This window comes from Synechococcus sp. R50.1 (assembly GCF_047462115.1).
Lineage (GTDB): Bacteria > Cyanobacteriota > Cyanobacteriia > Thermostichales > Thermostichaceae > Thermostichus.
In genome coordinates this window covers 9,543-23,860 of the sequence record NZ_JANSIN010000040.1, presented here as the reverse complement: position 1 = coordinate 23,860, position 14,318 = coordinate 9,543, and the positions used below count along the sequence as shown (strand labels likewise).

General features: G+C 58.2%; 13 protein-coding genes and 2 pseudogenes. 9 read left to right on the top strand and 6 right to left on the bottom strand.

All coding sequences use genetic code 11. The features are described from left to right. Positions 1 to 680: pseudogene (locus NW870_RS10075) on the bottom strand (RNA-guided endonuclease TnpB family protein); the annotation flags it as partial. Between the two features lie 95 nt (positions 681 to 775). Here NW870_RS10075 and NW870_RS10070 point away from each other — a divergent pair. Together NW870_RS10070 and NW870_RS10065 are read left to right on the top strand one after the other, a co-directional pair. Then, positions 776 to 1,093, top strand: a complete 318-nt coding sequence (locus NW870_RS10070) for a hypothetical protein (RefSeq protein WP_414375130.1) — start codon at positions 776 to 778, stop codon at positions 1,091 to 1,093. A 4-nt stretch (positions 1,094 to 1,097) separates the two neighbouring features. After that, positions 1,098 to 1,748 (top strand): cadmium resistance transporter, encoded by a 651-nt coding sequence (locus NW870_RS10065; protein ID WP_414375128.1) that lies wholly within the window; start codon positions 1,098 to 1,100, stop codon positions 1,746 to 1,748. Positions 1,749 to 1,797: 49 nt separating this feature from the next. Here the strand turns inward: NW870_RS10065 and NW870_RS10060 are convergent, their stop codons facing one another. The 3 genes from NW870_RS10060 to murC form a co-directional block, all read right to left on the bottom strand. Beyond that, entirely contained in the window at positions 1,798 to 2,064 is a 267-nt protein-coding gene (locus NW870_RS10060; protein WP_414342676.1) for a hypothetical protein, read from the bottom strand. A 119-nt stretch (positions 2,065 to 2,183) separates the two neighbouring features. Continuing rightward, positions 2,184 to 3,134 carry a UDP-N-acetylmuramate dehydrogenase gene (gene murB, locus NW870_RS10055; protein ID WP_414375126.1) on the bottom strand — a complete coding sequence of 317 codons (951 nt, stop codon included), beginning with the start codon at positions 3,132 to 3,134 and terminating at the stop codon, positions 2,184 to 2,186. Beyond that, the gene (gene murC, locus NW870_RS10050; protein WP_414375124.1) at positions 3,131 to 4,660 is read right to left on the bottom strand and encodes a UDP-N-acetylmuramate--L-alanine ligase; all 1,530 of its coding nucleotides are present in this window, start codon (positions 4,658 to 4,660) and stop codon (positions 3,131 to 3,133) included. Before murC ends, murB begins: the two co-directional genes overlap by 4 nt. Before the next feature lie 295 nt (positions 4,661 to 4,955). Between murC and NW870_RS10045 the strand changes: the two genes are divergently transcribed. The 3 genes from NW870_RS10045 to NW870_RS10035 all read left to right on the top strand — a co-directional run bounded on the left by NW870_RS10045 (position 4,956) and on the right by NW870_RS10035 (position 8,264). Next, positions 4,956 to 6,107 carry an ABC exporter membrane fusion protein gene (locus NW870_RS10045; RefSeq protein ID WP_414375122.1) on the top strand — a complete coding sequence of 384 codons (1,152 nt, stop codon included), beginning with the start codon at positions 4,956 to 4,958 and terminating at the stop codon, positions 6,105 to 6,107. Between the two features lie 9 nt (positions 6,108 to 6,116). Next, on the top strand, positions 6,117 to 7,301 hold the full coding sequence (gene devC / locus NW870_RS10040; RefSeq protein WP_414355770.1) for an ABC transporter permease DevC: 1,185 nt from the start codon (positions 6,117 to 6,119) through the stop codon (positions 7,299 to 7,301). A 225-nt stretch (positions 7,302 to 7,526) separates the two neighbouring features. Continuing rightward, positions 7,527 to 8,264, top strand: a complete 738-nt coding sequence (locus tag NW870_RS10035) for a DevA family ABC transporter ATP-binding protein (protein ID WP_414355769.1) — start codon at positions 7,527 to 7,529, stop codon at positions 8,262 to 8,264. Here the strand turns inward: NW870_RS10035 and NW870_RS10030 are convergent. Continuing rightward, positions 8,261 to 9,232, bottom strand: a complete 972-nt coding sequence (locus NW870_RS10030) for a GDP-L-fucose synthase family protein (protein WP_414375120.1) — start codon at positions 9,230 to 9,232, stop codon at positions 8,261 to 8,263. The two genes, NW870_RS10035 and NW870_RS10030, sit on opposite strands and share 4 nt — an antisense overlap. Before the next feature lie 134 nt (positions 9,233 to 9,366). Between NW870_RS10030 and NW870_RS10025 the strand changes: the two genes are divergently transcribed. Beyond that, the gene (locus tag NW870_RS10025) at positions 9,367 to 10,608 is read left to right on the top strand and encodes an RNA-guided endonuclease InsQ/TnpB family protein (protein WP_414355767.1); all 1,242 of its coding nucleotides are present in this window, start codon (positions 9,367 to 9,369) and stop codon (positions 10,606 to 10,608) included. Between the two features lie 23 nt (positions 10,609 to 10,631). Here the strand turns inward: NW870_RS10025 and NW870_RS10020 are convergent, their stop codons facing one another. Then, positions 10,632 to 11,612, bottom strand: a complete 981-nt coding sequence (locus tag NW870_RS10020) for an alpha-ketoacid dehydrogenase subunit beta (RefSeq protein WP_414375118.1) — start codon at positions 11,610 to 11,612, stop codon at positions 10,632 to 10,634. A gap of 201 nt (positions 11,613 to 11,813) precedes the next feature. Between NW870_RS10020 and pdxA the strand changes: the two genes are divergently transcribed. The 3 genes and pseudogenes from pdxA to NW870_RS10005 form a co-directional block, all read left to right on the top strand. Next, on the top strand, positions 11,814 to 12,836 hold the full coding sequence (gene pdxA, locus NW870_RS10015; RefSeq protein WP_414375116.1) for a 4-hydroxythreonine-4-phosphate dehydrogenase PdxA: 1,023 nt from the start codon (positions 11,814 to 11,816) through the stop codon (positions 12,834 to 12,836). 90 nt (positions 12,837 to 12,926) lie between these two features. Then, positions 12,927 to 14,042 carry an aldo/keto reductase gene (locus NW870_RS10010; RefSeq protein ID WP_414375131.1) on the top strand — a complete coding sequence of 372 codons (1,116 nt, stop codon included), beginning with the start codon at positions 12,927 to 12,929 and terminating at the stop codon, positions 14,040 to 14,042. 87 nt (positions 14,043 to 14,129) lie between these two features. Continuing rightward, positions 14,130 to 14,318: pseudogene (locus NW870_RS10005) on the top strand (hypothetical protein); the annotation flags it as partial.

The window sequence follows — 14,318 nt, the reverse complement described above, 5'->3', positions numbered from 1 at the left end:
CGGCATCTGCGCCGCGAACTGCGTGTGCCCTTACTGGCTTTGCGTTGGAGTGCCGCCCTCAGCTTGGAGTAGTGGTCGCGGACTCTGTTCAGCTGCTGTCCATTCCAGTTGTCCCCCTCTGACGTATGGGCAATATCCGTCCTTCCCAAGTCCACCCCGATCACCTTGTCGGTATCTTGTTGCTTGGGTGGCTTTTTCTCTACGCAAATCTGGATGTAGTAGGAGCCATCCTTCCGCTGGACTAGGGTGGCCGATTTGGGGTTAGAGCCAGCCAGCATTCCCCTCTGGTAGTTACCAATGGCTAGCTCAAAGCGTTCTCTTCCATCAACCGTGGCAAGCGACACTGTCCAGTCTTTCTCGCGAAACGAGAAGATACGTGCATCGTAGGTAGCGAACCTACGCTTGAACTCTTTAACTAGACGGTTGCGCTGTCTCGCCACTTTGCGGGCGCCGGCCACCCGTCTGCAGACCTGCTGGGCCAAGTTACTGGACAAGCCGAATCGGGCGCGAATCTCGTAGTAGCAAAGGGACTGCAGTTTGACCGCATTGACGATCTTCTCCGGCGTGTTCTGGTTGACCCAGTTCAGTGCCTGCACAAAGGCATCCATCGTCGCGTCCAATTTAGCGGCTTGCGACTGGGACACCTTGAGCTTGCAGGAGATGGTCAGGATTTGGCTCATAAGTCCATTGTACTTCATCAAAGCGCATTCCTCCCGGCAGTGACCCTACGGGTACAGTGCGGGGCTCCTGCGCTAGTAAGCTGATTTTGGGGTTTATGCTGTCTCCCCTTTCCTGGTGGAATGACTTGTTTTTCAACCTGCCGATTGCCTATGGGTTTGGCTACCTGTGTAGCCTGTGGCAGCCACAGTGGTTTTTGGGCGGAACCCTCGTGGGGTACTGGCTCTCCAACTTGATAGGCATTCTCATGATGCAGTTTGGCGCTACGGATGTCGTCGAGAAAGGCGAGAAACCCCGCAATATGAAACGCGATCTCTTGATTGGGCTGGCTTCTTCTACCGCCTATACTTCGGCAATTGTTGGGCTGCTTCAGTTTCACCTCGTCGATATCAGCGCCATCTTCCCCATTTCTTAACCCTATGCCGCTGGCAATTTTCTGGGCAACTTTAGTCGAAGGGATCCTCGCTTTTGTTGCCACCCATATCGACGACTTTTTCTTGCTGGTTCTGTTGTTTGCCCAGGCACAGATTCGGCCTACTTGGAAGGGCTGGCACATTTGGCTGGGGGGCTACTTGGGCTTGGCAGGGTTGATCCTGATCAGCTCTCTGGGATACTTGGGAGGCCTGTTGTTGCCGCCACCTGCGATTGGGCTGCTGGGGGTGATCCCGATTGCTGTGGGTGGTTGGAAATTGTGGCGACCTGAACCTGAAGAAACCTTGGAAAAAGAGTTGGAAGAGTTGCGAGAGCGCCCAACCCAAAAGGCTTGGCCGATCCTTTTGCCCCCGCCAGTTCTGATGTCCATGCTCTTCACCTTTGCCAACGGCGGAGATAATGTCAGCCTGTACGTTCCTTTGTTTGCCGGCAGCACCCCTCTCCAGTTGGCCCTCTTTGCCACAATCTTTTTTCTGATGAAGGGATTGTGGTTTGCAATGGCTCAAAAACTGACGATGCAGCCTGCAGTGGCGAAGGTTTTAACGGAACGGACAGAACACTGGGTGCCCTGGATTCTCATGGGTTTGGGGGTGTGGATCCTGTTCAAAAATGAGACTTGGAGATGGCTTTTGTCTTAGACTCTGGCCGGGATTTGTTCGTGATAGCGGGACGGGATTCTTTCGAGTTCTAGTCGTTGTGTCGGTCTAGAGAGGGATCCCAGTCCAGATCTTCGTGGCGGTGCTCCCGTTCCCAGCGATGCACCCAGTCCCAAATGCGATAGTGCTGCTCGGCGGTGAGTTGCTTGGGATCTTGGGCCAAAGCGGCAGCCTCTTCTGGGGTGAGCAAAGCAGCCAGGCTGCCGATCTCCACCAAATAGCGGCGTTCTTCCGCAGTGGTGTGGGACTGATTGAGCCGTTGAATTAAACGACGTAAAGTGGCTACATCTTGACTCATAAGCCGATAGGAAAGAATCGACGAGCATCTAAGCTGGTAAGAACAGTTTAAGAGCAGAATCATCGAAATTATCAAAGTCATCAAAAGAAAGCAGGCCAAATTGCCCAGCCGATGCTCTTCTAATCCTCAAAGGATCCCAGAATGCGCACTTCCGGCTCCAAAAGCACCGACCATTGTTGATAGACCTTTTCCTGGGCCAAGCGAATCAAGCGGTAAATGTCCTTGGCACTCGCCTGATGGCAATTGAGGATGAAGTTGGCATGGCGCTCTGAAATTTGGGCCCCACCGATGCGGTACCCCTTCAAGCCGACCTGCTCGATTAGCCAGCCGGCAGGGTGAGACTCTGGGTTGCGAAAGACGCTGCCACAACTGGGCAAATGATAGGGCTGAGAGCTTAGGCGTTGGTTGAGGTAGCGCTGGGTTTCCCACTGCACCTGGGACGGATCCCTGCTTGGGATCAACTGCAGCGTCGCTCCTGTCACCGTCCAGGGGGAGTCCTGTAGGCGAGAGCGGCGATAGCCAAATTGCAGATCGGCAGGTTCTAGGCGGCAGGGCTCTTGTTCCTCGTCCAAAATCTGCACTTCCACCAGCACATCCGCCATGGCGCGTCCGTGGGCACCCGCATTCATCACCACGGCTCCCCCCAGGGTGCCAGGGATCCCAATGGCCCACTCCAAACCGCTCCAGCCTTGCTTGGCGGCTGCCCGCGCCAGATTGACCAAAGGCTCTCCGGCAGCGGCCCAAATTCTCCCCCCTTCCAGCAGTTGGATCCCGCGCAGACGGCGGGTACCGATCACCAGCCCCTTCAACCCGGCATCGCTGATGAGCAGATTGCTGCCTGCCCCCAGCAGCGTCGTGGGGATCCCTTCTGCTCGCGCCCAAGCCAAACACTGCTGCAGCTCCAGATGGCTACGGGGCTCACAATACCACTCCGCTTTGCCGCCCACGCGAAAGGTGGTCAGAGGAGCCAATGGGATCCCCGATTGAATCCGTCCAGAAAGTCGGGCAAAACTTGAGGTATCGGGGCCACAGGAACCGCCCTGCGGAAGCACCACCGGAACTGTAGTCATGATGCCAACACCTCAAAAGCCCCCATCTCCCCGACCGAGTTCTCGGCTTCTCCCGGCAGCTCCCCCCCAGAGTCCGCCAAGGGTTGCTCCCCAGCCTGAGCCGCATATGCCCGCATCGTAGCGGCTATCTGCTGATTCAGGTCGCCTGCCCCCAAAAAAACGGCGAGATCTCCAGGCTGTAAAACAGAGGTCAGCACTTGCGGCAATTGCGGCAAAGACGACACATAGCGCACATGGGGATGGTGCTCCGCCACCGCTACGGCCAAACGCAAGCTGTCAGAACGCTCAGGCGTCGGCTCTCCCGCCCCATAGGTGGGCACGATCACCACCACGTCCGCCTCCCCAAAGCAGCGGGCAAAATCTTGGAACAGGGCAGCCAAGCGGCTGTGGCGATGGGGCTGAAATACCGCCACCACCCGCCGCTGCTGTAGCCGTGCTGCCTGCAGGGTGGCTCGAATCTCGCTGGGATGATGGGCATAGTCGTCGATAAAGGTGACTTCTTCCACCTCGCCTTTGACTTCAAATCGCCGCTGCACCCCTCGAAACTCGGCCAGAGCCGAGGCAATCACCGCAAACTCCAAGCCCAACTGCCGCCCCACGGCGACCGCCGCCAGGGCATTGCTGAGGTTATGGGATCCCAACACCTGTAGGCGAAGCTGTCCGAGGAGGGATCCCTTTTCCCAGATCTCAGCGCAGGTGGAATTGGCAGTGTAGAGGATCTGACGGGCTTGGTACTGGGCTTGGGGATGACCGGTCAGGCTGTAGCCCACATCCACCCTCAGGTGAGCCGCCACGTTGGGACAGTCCAGACAGGCCACCAGGGTTTGGCTTTGCTGCCCATACTGTTGAAAAGCCCGGATCACCTGCCCCAAATCGGCGTAGTGATCGGGGTGATCCAGCTCAATGTTGGTGATCACCCCAATCTTGGGATAGAGCCGCACCAGGGATCCATCCGACTCATCCACCTCGGCCACCCAATACTCCCCCTTGCCCAGACGGGCATTGCCATCCCAGGCATCCACTTCCCCGCCGATAATCAAGGTGGGATCCCAGCCCGCCGAGAGCAATACATAGCCGATCATGCTGCTGGTGGTGGTTTTGCCGTGGGTGCCGGCCACCCCAATGCCAGAGCGACGGTTAAACAGAGCCGCCAACAAGTCTGCCCGGTGCCAAACCGTCAATCCTTTGCCCAGGGCAGCGGCCAATTCCGGATTGGTGGGGCGAATGGCGCTGGAATAGACCACCTGGGGATCCCCGACCAATCCCTCCGAGCTGTGGCCCTGAAAGAAGCGCACCCCCAAAGCTTCCAGGCGGCGGGTACGGCCATTGGCGACAATGTCGGATCCGGAAACGCGAAACCCTTGCTTAGCCAGAATATAGGCCAGAGCCGACATCCCCACTCCACCAATGCCCACAAAGTGATAGGTGGACAGCAAGGGATTTAAGGGATCCAAATGCAGGGGCAGAGGCTGAGACGGAACCGGCAACGGCGGGATGGGATCCCTTCCTCCAACTGTTTCCACCATCGCAACTCCACCCCACTCCTAAAACCGCCACACTCCAAAAAAAGGACTGCGTTCTGCTGACTACAAACAGGTTCGAACAGGCCACATCATATCAGGAATCCCCAGAGCTAGGTAGGCTGCGCCTCACCGGCTGCCAATGATCTTCCGGCACCTTGGGGAACCCAAAGGGAGTGAAAATACGGTGAAGACAAGCAACATAGAATACGGCTGGACATTTTCATCCCAAAAACTTTACACTTATTTAAGAAAAAGAGGCGGCGTTTGTCGTCTGCAAAGCCACAGCGGGTAAAAGGCCATGAACCCACGAGCGCTTTGGTCGCTGGCAGGAGTCGGGCTGCTTGGTTGTGCCGGTCTGGCATGGCTGGGATTGAGCCAACAGGGAGCCACACAGTCGGTATCGGGAAGTGCAGAGGCAACGGTGGAAATGCGGCTGCCTCCGCAAGTTGGTGCTTTGGGTCGCCTGGAGCCGGAGGGGGAAGTGCTGCGCATTGCCGGTTCCCCTGGAGAACGGCTGGGAGAGCTGCTGGTGACCGAGGGGGATCGCGTGGTGGCAGGCCAAGTGCTGGCCCGCTTGGAAAGCTACGCCGAGCGGTTGGCGGAGCGAGAGTACGCTGCCGCCCAACTTCAAGAGGCCCGCGCCCGGTTGCAGGCCGAGACCCGTTTCAGTCAGGCCCAAATCCAAGAGGCACGCACCCGCCTCAGCCGTCTGGACGAGCCGCAACAGATGCAAATCCGCTCCCAGGAAGCGGTGGTGGAACGTATCCGGGCAGAACTGGCCGATGCCGAGGCCAATCTGGCCCGCTTTCAGGAGCTCTGGCAGGAAGGAGCAATCTCGCAACAAGAGCTGGATCAACGCCGGCTGCTGGTGCGGCAACGACAGGAGGACTTGCGGGCTGCCGAAGCCACCCTGAGCCAACTGCGCCTGGCCCGTGAGCGGGATCTGCTCAATGCCCAAGCCCAAGTCCAAGCTGCCGAGGCGGGACTGAGTCTGGCCCAAGCCCAAGTCCAACTGGGATCCCTGGCCCGCAATCTGGAACTGGCAGAAGCTCGCCTAGAGCGCACCCTCATCCGCGCTCCCCGTGCTGGACAGGTGCTCAAGATCCACACCCGCCCTGGAGAGGTCATCCCCGCCGGCGAGGGCATTCTCGAGCTGGGCAACACTGACCAAATGATGGTGGTGGCCGAGGTCTACGAAGCAGACATCTTGCGGGTTCGGCCAGGCCAGCAGGCCACCATTAGCAACCGCGCTCTGCCAGGAACCCTGCAGGGCCGAGTGGAGCGGGTAGGCCTGCAGATTGGCAAGAAAGATGTGCTCAACACCGACCCAGCTGCCGATGTGGATGCCCGTGTGGTAGAGGTGTATATCCGCCTGGATCCGGAGAGCAGCGCCCGCGTGGCTGGCCTGACCAACCTGCAGGTGAATGTGGCCATCGATGTCGAGGGGTAGGCTCAGCCCATGTACAGCCTGTTCAGTGTGGCTTTTATCGCCCATCGGATCCCGTTGGCCTGGCTGCAGTTGACGCGGGAGAAGATCCGCCTGCTGGTGGCCCTGGCGGGCATTGCCTTTGCTTGCATCTTGATGTTCATGCAGTTGGGCTTCCAAGACAGCCTGCTGGAAAGTGCCATCCGCTTCCACGTGGCCCTGAAGGGAGAGATCTTCCTGGTCAGCCCTCAGTCCAACGCCCTGATTGCCATGAACACCTTCTCCCAGCGGCGACTCTATCAGGCTTTGGGCTTTGAGGGGGTGCGGGCCATCTCGCCTGTCTATGTGGGCTTTGCCCTCTGGAAAAACCCAGAGACCCGCCGTACCCGCAGCATTTTTGTGGTAGGAGTGGATCCCTCGGCTGATCTGTTGGACTTGCCGGAACTGACGCCGGACAAGCTGGAAGAGATCAAAAAGGCGGACGTGGTGCTTTTTGACCGCCGCTCCCGCAGCGAGTTTGGCCCCATCCCAGAGTGGTTTGAGTCCGGGCGAGAGGTGGTTACTGAGGTGGGAAACCGCCGCGTCCAGGTGGGGGGCCTGTTTGAGATGGGGGCCACCTTTGGAGCCGACGGCACCATTCTCACCAGCGATCTCAATTTCCTGCGCATTTTTCCGCAGCGGGGGCGCGGCCTAGTGGATATCGGCGTGGTGCAACTCCAGCCGGGTGTGGATCCGGATCCCTTGGTGCGGCAGATGCGGGCTTTGCTGCCGGAAGATGTGCGGGTGCTCTCACGGGCGGAGTTTATCGATATGGAGCAAACCTACTGGGAAGAGGGCACAGCCATCGGCTTTATTTTCGGCCTGGGGGTGGGCATGGGCTTTATTGTCGGCATTGTGATTGTCTATCAAATTCTCTACACCGATGTGTCGGATCACCTGGCGGAATATGCCACTCTCAAAGCCATGGGCTACACCGATACCTACCTGCTGGGGGTGGTATTTCAAGAGGCGATCCTGCTGGCCGGCTTGGGGTATATTCCCGCCTTTGCCCTGTCGGTTCTGCTCTACGATTTGACGGCCAATGCCACGTTGCTGCCTATTGCCATGACCTTCAACCGGGCGATGCTGGTGCTGGGGCTGGCGGTGAGCATGTGTTTCATCTCAGGAGCGATTGCCGTGCGACGGCTGCGGGCAGCCGATCCTGCCGACATTTTCTAGAGTTTTGGCTGTGGGCAGGGCGCCGGGGCGTTGGTAAGTCAATAGTCTGCCAAAGGAGATCGGATGGATGGTGAAGGGTTTGAACTAAACTGTCTAAAAACTTCTGGGATCCTCATCAACGCTCTCCGGCCAAAGGTTTCTAAATGGTCTCATCTCAACGCTCCAAATGACGGCCTAAGTGGTCAATGAGTTGTCAACGCAAAGTTTTGAGATTTTGAGTTTCCTATGCTGACTCCTCTTCTCGATCAAGCTGCCCTTGCTTCTGCCCAGAATGCCGTTGAGCCAGTGGTGAAAGCCGAAGGTGTAAACCACTATTTCGGCGAGGGATCCCTGCGCAAGCAGATTCTCTTCGACATTAGCTTTGCCCTGCAGCCAGGGGAGATCGTGCTGCTGACTGGCCCTTCCGGCTCCGGCAAAACCACCCTGCTGACGCTGCTGGGGGCCTTGCGCTCGGTGCAGGAGGGCAGCTTGCGGGTGTTGGGACAGGAGCTGCGGGGAGCTCAGCCGAGCACTCTTATCCAAATCCGCCGCCAGGTCGGGTACATTTTCCAAGCCCATAACCTGCTGCGCTCGCTGACGGCAGCTCAAAACGTGCGCATGGCTCTGGAGCTGCACAACGGCCTTGCTCCTCAACAGGTGCAGCAGCGGGCAGAGGAAATGCTGGCGGCAGTGGGCCTAGGGGATCGCGTCCACTCTTACCCTGAGCAGCTTTCGGGAGGACAGAAACAGCGGGTGGCCATCGCGCGGGCCTTGGTCAGCCATCCCAAGCTGGTGCTGGCAGACGAGCCCACGGCAGCCCTAGATAGCAAGTCGGGTCGCGAGGTGGTGACCCTGATGGAGAAGTTGGCGCGGGAGCAGGGCTGCACCATCCTCATGGTGACCCACGACAACCGCATCCTGGACATCGCGGATCGGGTGCTGCACATGGAGGATGGCCGGCTGGAGAGCCAAGGGGTTGCCTAGCTTTGCCCAGAGCAGGCGTGGCGGCGGTACCAGTCGATGGTGCGCTGCAGCCCTTCCCGCAAGCCGACTTTGGCCACAAAACCCATCCTCTCTCGGGCTTTGGAGACATCCAGACAGCGGCGGGGTTGGCCGTTGGGCTTGTCCGTTTGCCAGCGGATCTCTCCCCGGAACTCCATCAGCTCGCAGATGAGGGCAATCAGATCCCGGATGGAGATCTCTTCACCGGTGCCCAGGTTCAAGGGATCCGCCCCGTCGTAAAGCTGGGTGGCCATGACAATGCCGCGGGCCGCATCTTCAGCGTAGAAAAACTCGCGGGTGGGGCTGCCATCCCCCCACACTTCGACATAGTTTTGGCCCCGTTGCTGTGCTTCATGCACCTTGCGGATCAAGGCTGGGATGACGTGGGAGCTTTCGGGGTCGAAGTTGTCCATCGGGCCATAGAGGTTCACCGGCAGGAGGTAGATGCCGTTGAAGCCGTACTGCTGTCGGTAGGCTTGCAGTTGCACCAGCAGGGCTTTCTTGGCGATGCCGTAGGGGGCGTTGGTCTCTTCCGGGTAGCCGTTCCAGAGATCCTCTTCCTTGAAGGGGACGGGGGTAAACTTGGGGTAGGCGCAGATGGTGCCCACGCAGACAAACTTCTCCACCCCGGCCAGATAGGCGGCGTGGATGAGCTGGGATCCCATGATGAGGTTGTCGTAGAAGAGTTCTGCCGGCTTGGCTTGGTTGAGGCCGATGCCACCCACGTGGGCGGCCAAATGGATGACGATATCTTGCCCTTGCACCACCTCTTGGCAGACTTCCCAACGGCGCAGATCCTGGGTGCGGGAGCGCGGGATGCGCACCTGCTCCGGCTTTACCCCCAGCACCTGCAACTGTTGCAGCACATGTTTGCCCAAAAAGCCGCTGCCCCCTGTGAGCAAAATGCGCTTCTGGCTGAGATCAATGGAACCGGGCAAGCTGTTGGGCATAGATCCGACGCAGAGAACTCCCGGCTTTCATTATGCGGCAGAGGGGATAGCCGTATTTCAGCTTACTAGCGCAGGAGCCCCGCCCTCTGTCCGTAGGACGAGGGTCGGGAGGAATGCGGAGTTACGATACAACCATGACCCAAGTCCTGACCCTTTCCTGCAAGCTCAAGGTGTCCCAGTCGCAAGCCGCAAAGTTGGACGCGACCTTGGATGCCTTCGGCCAAGCCTTGAACTGGGTCAACCAAAACACACCCGAGAAAGTCGCCAACGCCGTTAAACTTCAATCTCTGGGCTACCACCAAATCCGTGCCCGGTTCGGCTTGTCCAGTAACTTGGCTCAGCAGGTCTGCAGACGGCTGGCAGGTGCCCGTAAGGTCGCCCGACAGAAAAACCGCCCGGTCAAAGCGTTCAAGGGGGGCTTTGCGACCTATGACGCTCGTATCTTTTCATTTCGCGAGAAAGACTGGACGGTGTCGCTGACCACGGTGGAGGGTCGAGAACGCTTTGAGCTGGCGATTGGTCATTACCAGAGAGAAAAGCTGGCGGGCTCCAATCCCAAATCGGCCACTCTGGTCAAGCGCAAAGGTTCCTACTACATTCAAATCCAAATCTGTGTGGAAACGGAACCGTTTCCACGCCAACGCACGGACAGGGTACTGGGTGTGGATTTGGGAAGGACAGATATTGCCCATACATCGGAAGGAGATAACTGGAATGGACAGCAGTTGAGCAGAGTCCGAGACCGTTATTCCAAGCTGAGAGCGGTACTCCAGCAAAAAGCCAGTAAGGGCACCCGCAGTTCGCGGCGCAGATGCAGAGAACTGTTGCAACGGCTGTCTGGCAAGGAGAGGCGCTTTCAAGCCTGGCTCAATCATCGCATCTCCAAGGCTGTTGTCTCTAGGGCGAAGGCCACAAACAGTGCCATTGCTCTGGAAAACCTGACAGGGATTCGGGAGCGTATCAACCAACAACCCCGCAGCAAAGCCGAGCGGCGCAGGGCTAACAGTTGGGCGTTCTACCAACTCCGTCAATTTCTGGAATACAAGGCGAGGGTTGCAGGGGTTTCTCTGATTCTTGTTCCGCCTGCCTACACGTCGCAGACCTGCCACCGGTGCTTGCATATTCATCCCGACCCTGAACAGTCCTACCGCAGTGGGAAGAAGTTTAAGTGTGGGCACTGTGGATGGGAAGGGGATGCGGATTTCAATGGTGCGAATGTGATTGCGCTTTTGGGGGCTGCTGTAAACCAGCCTAGAGGTCAAGCCTACGGCTCGCTTCGCGAACGTGGTTGGCTTGCCAACTACAGGGCTACCGAAAGCCTGCACTCTTTCGCTTTAGCGGCGCGGAGCACTCTGCGTCAGCATGAGTGCGGGTAGTTTACTGTTGTTTTGTAGGGGTTCTAATCCGCGTAGAGGAGCCGCTCCACCGCCGCCACAATATCTGCAGGTTGCACGATGGTGGCCGCCTCCAGCGTGCCGTTGTAGGGGGTGGGAATGTCCTGCGAAGCCAAACGCATCACCGGCGCATCCAGCTCATCGAACAGTTCTTCCATGATGCGAGCTGTCAGTTCCGCCCCAATGCCACCCGATTTCATGTCTTCCTCAACAATGATCACCCGATGGGTTTTGCGCACCGAAGCGGCAATGGTTCCCATATCTAAAGGTTTCAGCGAGATTAAATCGATCACCTCAGGGTCGATCTCCTGCTGCACCAAAGTGTCCACGGCCTTGAGCACGTGGTAGCGCATGCGGGAGTAGGTGAGCAGGGTAACATCGGAGCCGGATCGGACGATTTCGGCTTTGTTCAGAGGCAAAAGGTATTCCTCTTCTGGCAGATCTTCTTTCAAGTTGTACAAAAGGACATGCTCGAAAAAGAGAACTGGGTTGTCATCGCGGATGGCGGACTTGAGCAAGCCCTTGGCATTGTAAGGCGTTGAACAGGCTACGATCTTGAGCCCAGGCACCGCTTGAAAGTAAGCCTCTAGCCGCTGCGAGTGCTCTGCCCCCAACTGACGACCCACCCCGCCCGGCCCGCGGATGACCATCGGGATCTTGAAGTTGCCCCCAGAAGTGTAGCGAAGCATACCGGCATTGTTGGCAATTTGGTTGAAGGCCAGGAGCAGAAAGCCCATGTTCATCCCTTCCACCACCGGGCGCAAGCCGGTCATGGCTGCCCCAATGGCCAAGCCGGTAAAGCTGTTCTCGCAGATGGGGGTATCCAGCAGGCGCATCTCCCCATACTTGCGATACAGGTCTTTGGTGACTTTGTAGGAGCCACCGTAATGGCCGACATCTTCTCCCAAAACAAACACGTTGGGATCCCGGGCCATTTCTTCGTCGAGGGCAGCACGCAAGGCGTTGTAAAGGAATGTCTCGGCCATATGAGGTCAAATATCGCTAAACCCTCATTAAACCATTTTGCCGGCATGGATCCCCTTGCAGATGACTGGATAGGCTGAGCTCAGCATTCTGGCTCAGAGGGATGGCGACCTTACCCCACAGCTTTTGTCGGCACTCTGCTTCCCCTGCAAAATGGAGATCATCTGTCTTCTCAAGATCTGTCTTCTCAAGATAAAGACACCATGAGCCTTGCACTGCCCAAACTGGCCCTGACCTTGGGGGATCCCACGGGAATTGGGCCGGAAATTGTGCTCAAGGTGCTGGCGGATCCTGAGGTGCAGTCTTGCGCCCACATCACGGTTGTAGGGGATCGGCAGGTTCTAGAAGCCACCTATCGCCTGCTGAGAGATCGGTCGCCGGCTCCGTTGGCCCATCCGGCAGGGATCCCGATGCTGGAATGCAACACGGGCTTTTGGTTGCAGCCTGGCCGTGTCGGTCAAGGGGATGCCGACAGTGGTGCGGTTAGTTTTGCTTACCTGAGAACGGCGGTCGAACGGACGTTGCAGGGGGAGTTTCAGGGGATCGTGACAGCACCCATCGCCAAATATCTCTGGCATCAAGCTGGCTACCGGTTCCCTGGCCAAACGGAAGTTTTGGCCCAACTGAGTGGGTCTGAACGCTACGGGATGCTGTTTGTCGCCCGTTCCCCCCACAGTGGCTGGCAGATGCGGGTTTTGCTGGCCACCACCCATATTCCCCTCGGCCAGGTGCCCACCGTGCTGACCCCAGAGCGGGTGCGGACAGCGCTGGATTTGCTGGTGGGATCCCTGCGCCACACCTTTGGGATCCCGGATCCTAGGATTGCAGTGGCCGGCCTGAATCCCCACGCCGGCGAACAGGGGCAACTGGGATCTGAGGAAAAAGAATGGCTGACCGAGCTGCTGCGCACCTATGCCCACGCCCAAATCTGGGGGCCGCTTCCCCCCGACACCCTGTGGGTGGCTCCCGCGCAAGCCTGGCATGGCCAGGGATCCCCAACTGTGGCAGATGCCTACTTGGCTCTCTATCATGATCAAGGTTTGATCCCGGTGAAGATGCTGGCTTTTGACCGGGCAGTCAACCTGACAATTGGGTTGCCTTTTGTTCGCACCTCTCCCGATCATGGCACCGCCTTCGACATTGCCGGCCAAGGGGTGGCCCGATGCGAGAGCCTCAAGCAGGCGATCCTGCTGGCGGCAGAACTGCTGGGCAAAAACCCCTCCTGAGGGAAACCATGCCTGTGCCCGGCCATCTGAAGCTGTCTCCCGCCTCTGGGGGGTGATTTGATGGGAGTTGCTGGCATCACCTCAGCCGCAATGCTCTACCGTCGCTTTGGGCGCACCCAACAGCTTGTCTCGGTTTTTTCTCTGGGCAGCATGCGCTTGGTCAATGTGCCCAGGGCTCAGGCTCAGGCAACCGTTGAGGCAGCCCTAGCCGCAGGGATCAACCACATCGAAACGGCTCAGGCTTATGGCCATGCCGAGGTGCTCTTGGGCGAGATTTTGCAAACCCTGCCCTTTTCACGCCATCAGTTGATTCTGACCAGCAAACTCACTCCCACAGATGGGTTGCGAGAGCGGCTTCAGGGATCCCTGCGCCGTCTGCGGGTGGATTACCTGGATCAATTTGCCTTTCATGGCATCAACTTGCCGGAACATCTGGAGTGGGTGCTGCAGAAAGGGTTGCCGATTCTCAAGCAGATGCAGCAAGAAGGCTGGGTGCGCTACATTGGTTTTTCCACCCATGGATCCCTGGAGTTAATTTTGCAGGCCATCCAGACAGGATGCTTTGACTTTGTTAATTTGCACTATCACTTTTTCCAACAGCGCAATGCACCGGCCCTAAAAGCAGCTGCCCAGCAGGATATGGGCGTGTTCATTATTTCTCCCGCCGATAAGGGGGGAATGCTCTATCGCCCGCCCCAACACCTGCAGGAGTGCTGTGCCCCTTTCAGCCCCTTGGAATTTGCCTATCGTTTTTTGCTGGCGGATCCCCGTGTTCACACCCTCAGCCTAGGCATCACCCATCCTGAGGAGTTGCAGGTGGCCTTGTCGGCCTTACGGGATCCCGACCGGTGGTGGGTAAATGGCCCTCAGGTGCAAGAACGGTTGCGCCAAACCGAGCAGGAACGCTTGGGATCCAGCCGCTGCGCCCAGTGCTACGCCTGCCTGCCCTGCCCAGAAGGGATCCACATTCCCGAAGTGCTGCGGTTGCGCAACTTGGCCATTGCCCACGAGATGACGGAGTTTGCCCAGTACCGCTACAACATGTTCGGCCAAGCTGGGCATTGGTTTCCGGGGTCACCTGCCGACCGCTGTACCGAATGCGGTGACTGCTTGCCCCGCTGCCCAGAGCATCTGCGGATCCCGGAGTTGCTGTCCGAAGCCCACCAGTTGCTGCATCGGTCTCCGATCCGGCGGCTCTGGGAATAACCATTCCACCTATCCTATTTGGCTGAGCTTAACTCCACTTATAATCGGATGGAGTTTATCGATTGCATCACAAGGCGAGGCATCGGAGTGAATAGTCAGAGCCAAGACCGCTTAGACCGGGTGGAACAACTGCTGGCTTGGACGGCTGAACAGACTGCTGCCAACAGCCGAGAAATCCGGGAGCTCTGCCAATCCATCCAGGAGCTGCGTCAGTCCATCCAAGAAAGCCGCACCCAGTCTGCCGAGGAGAACGCCGCCCGTCTGCGGGAAATCGAG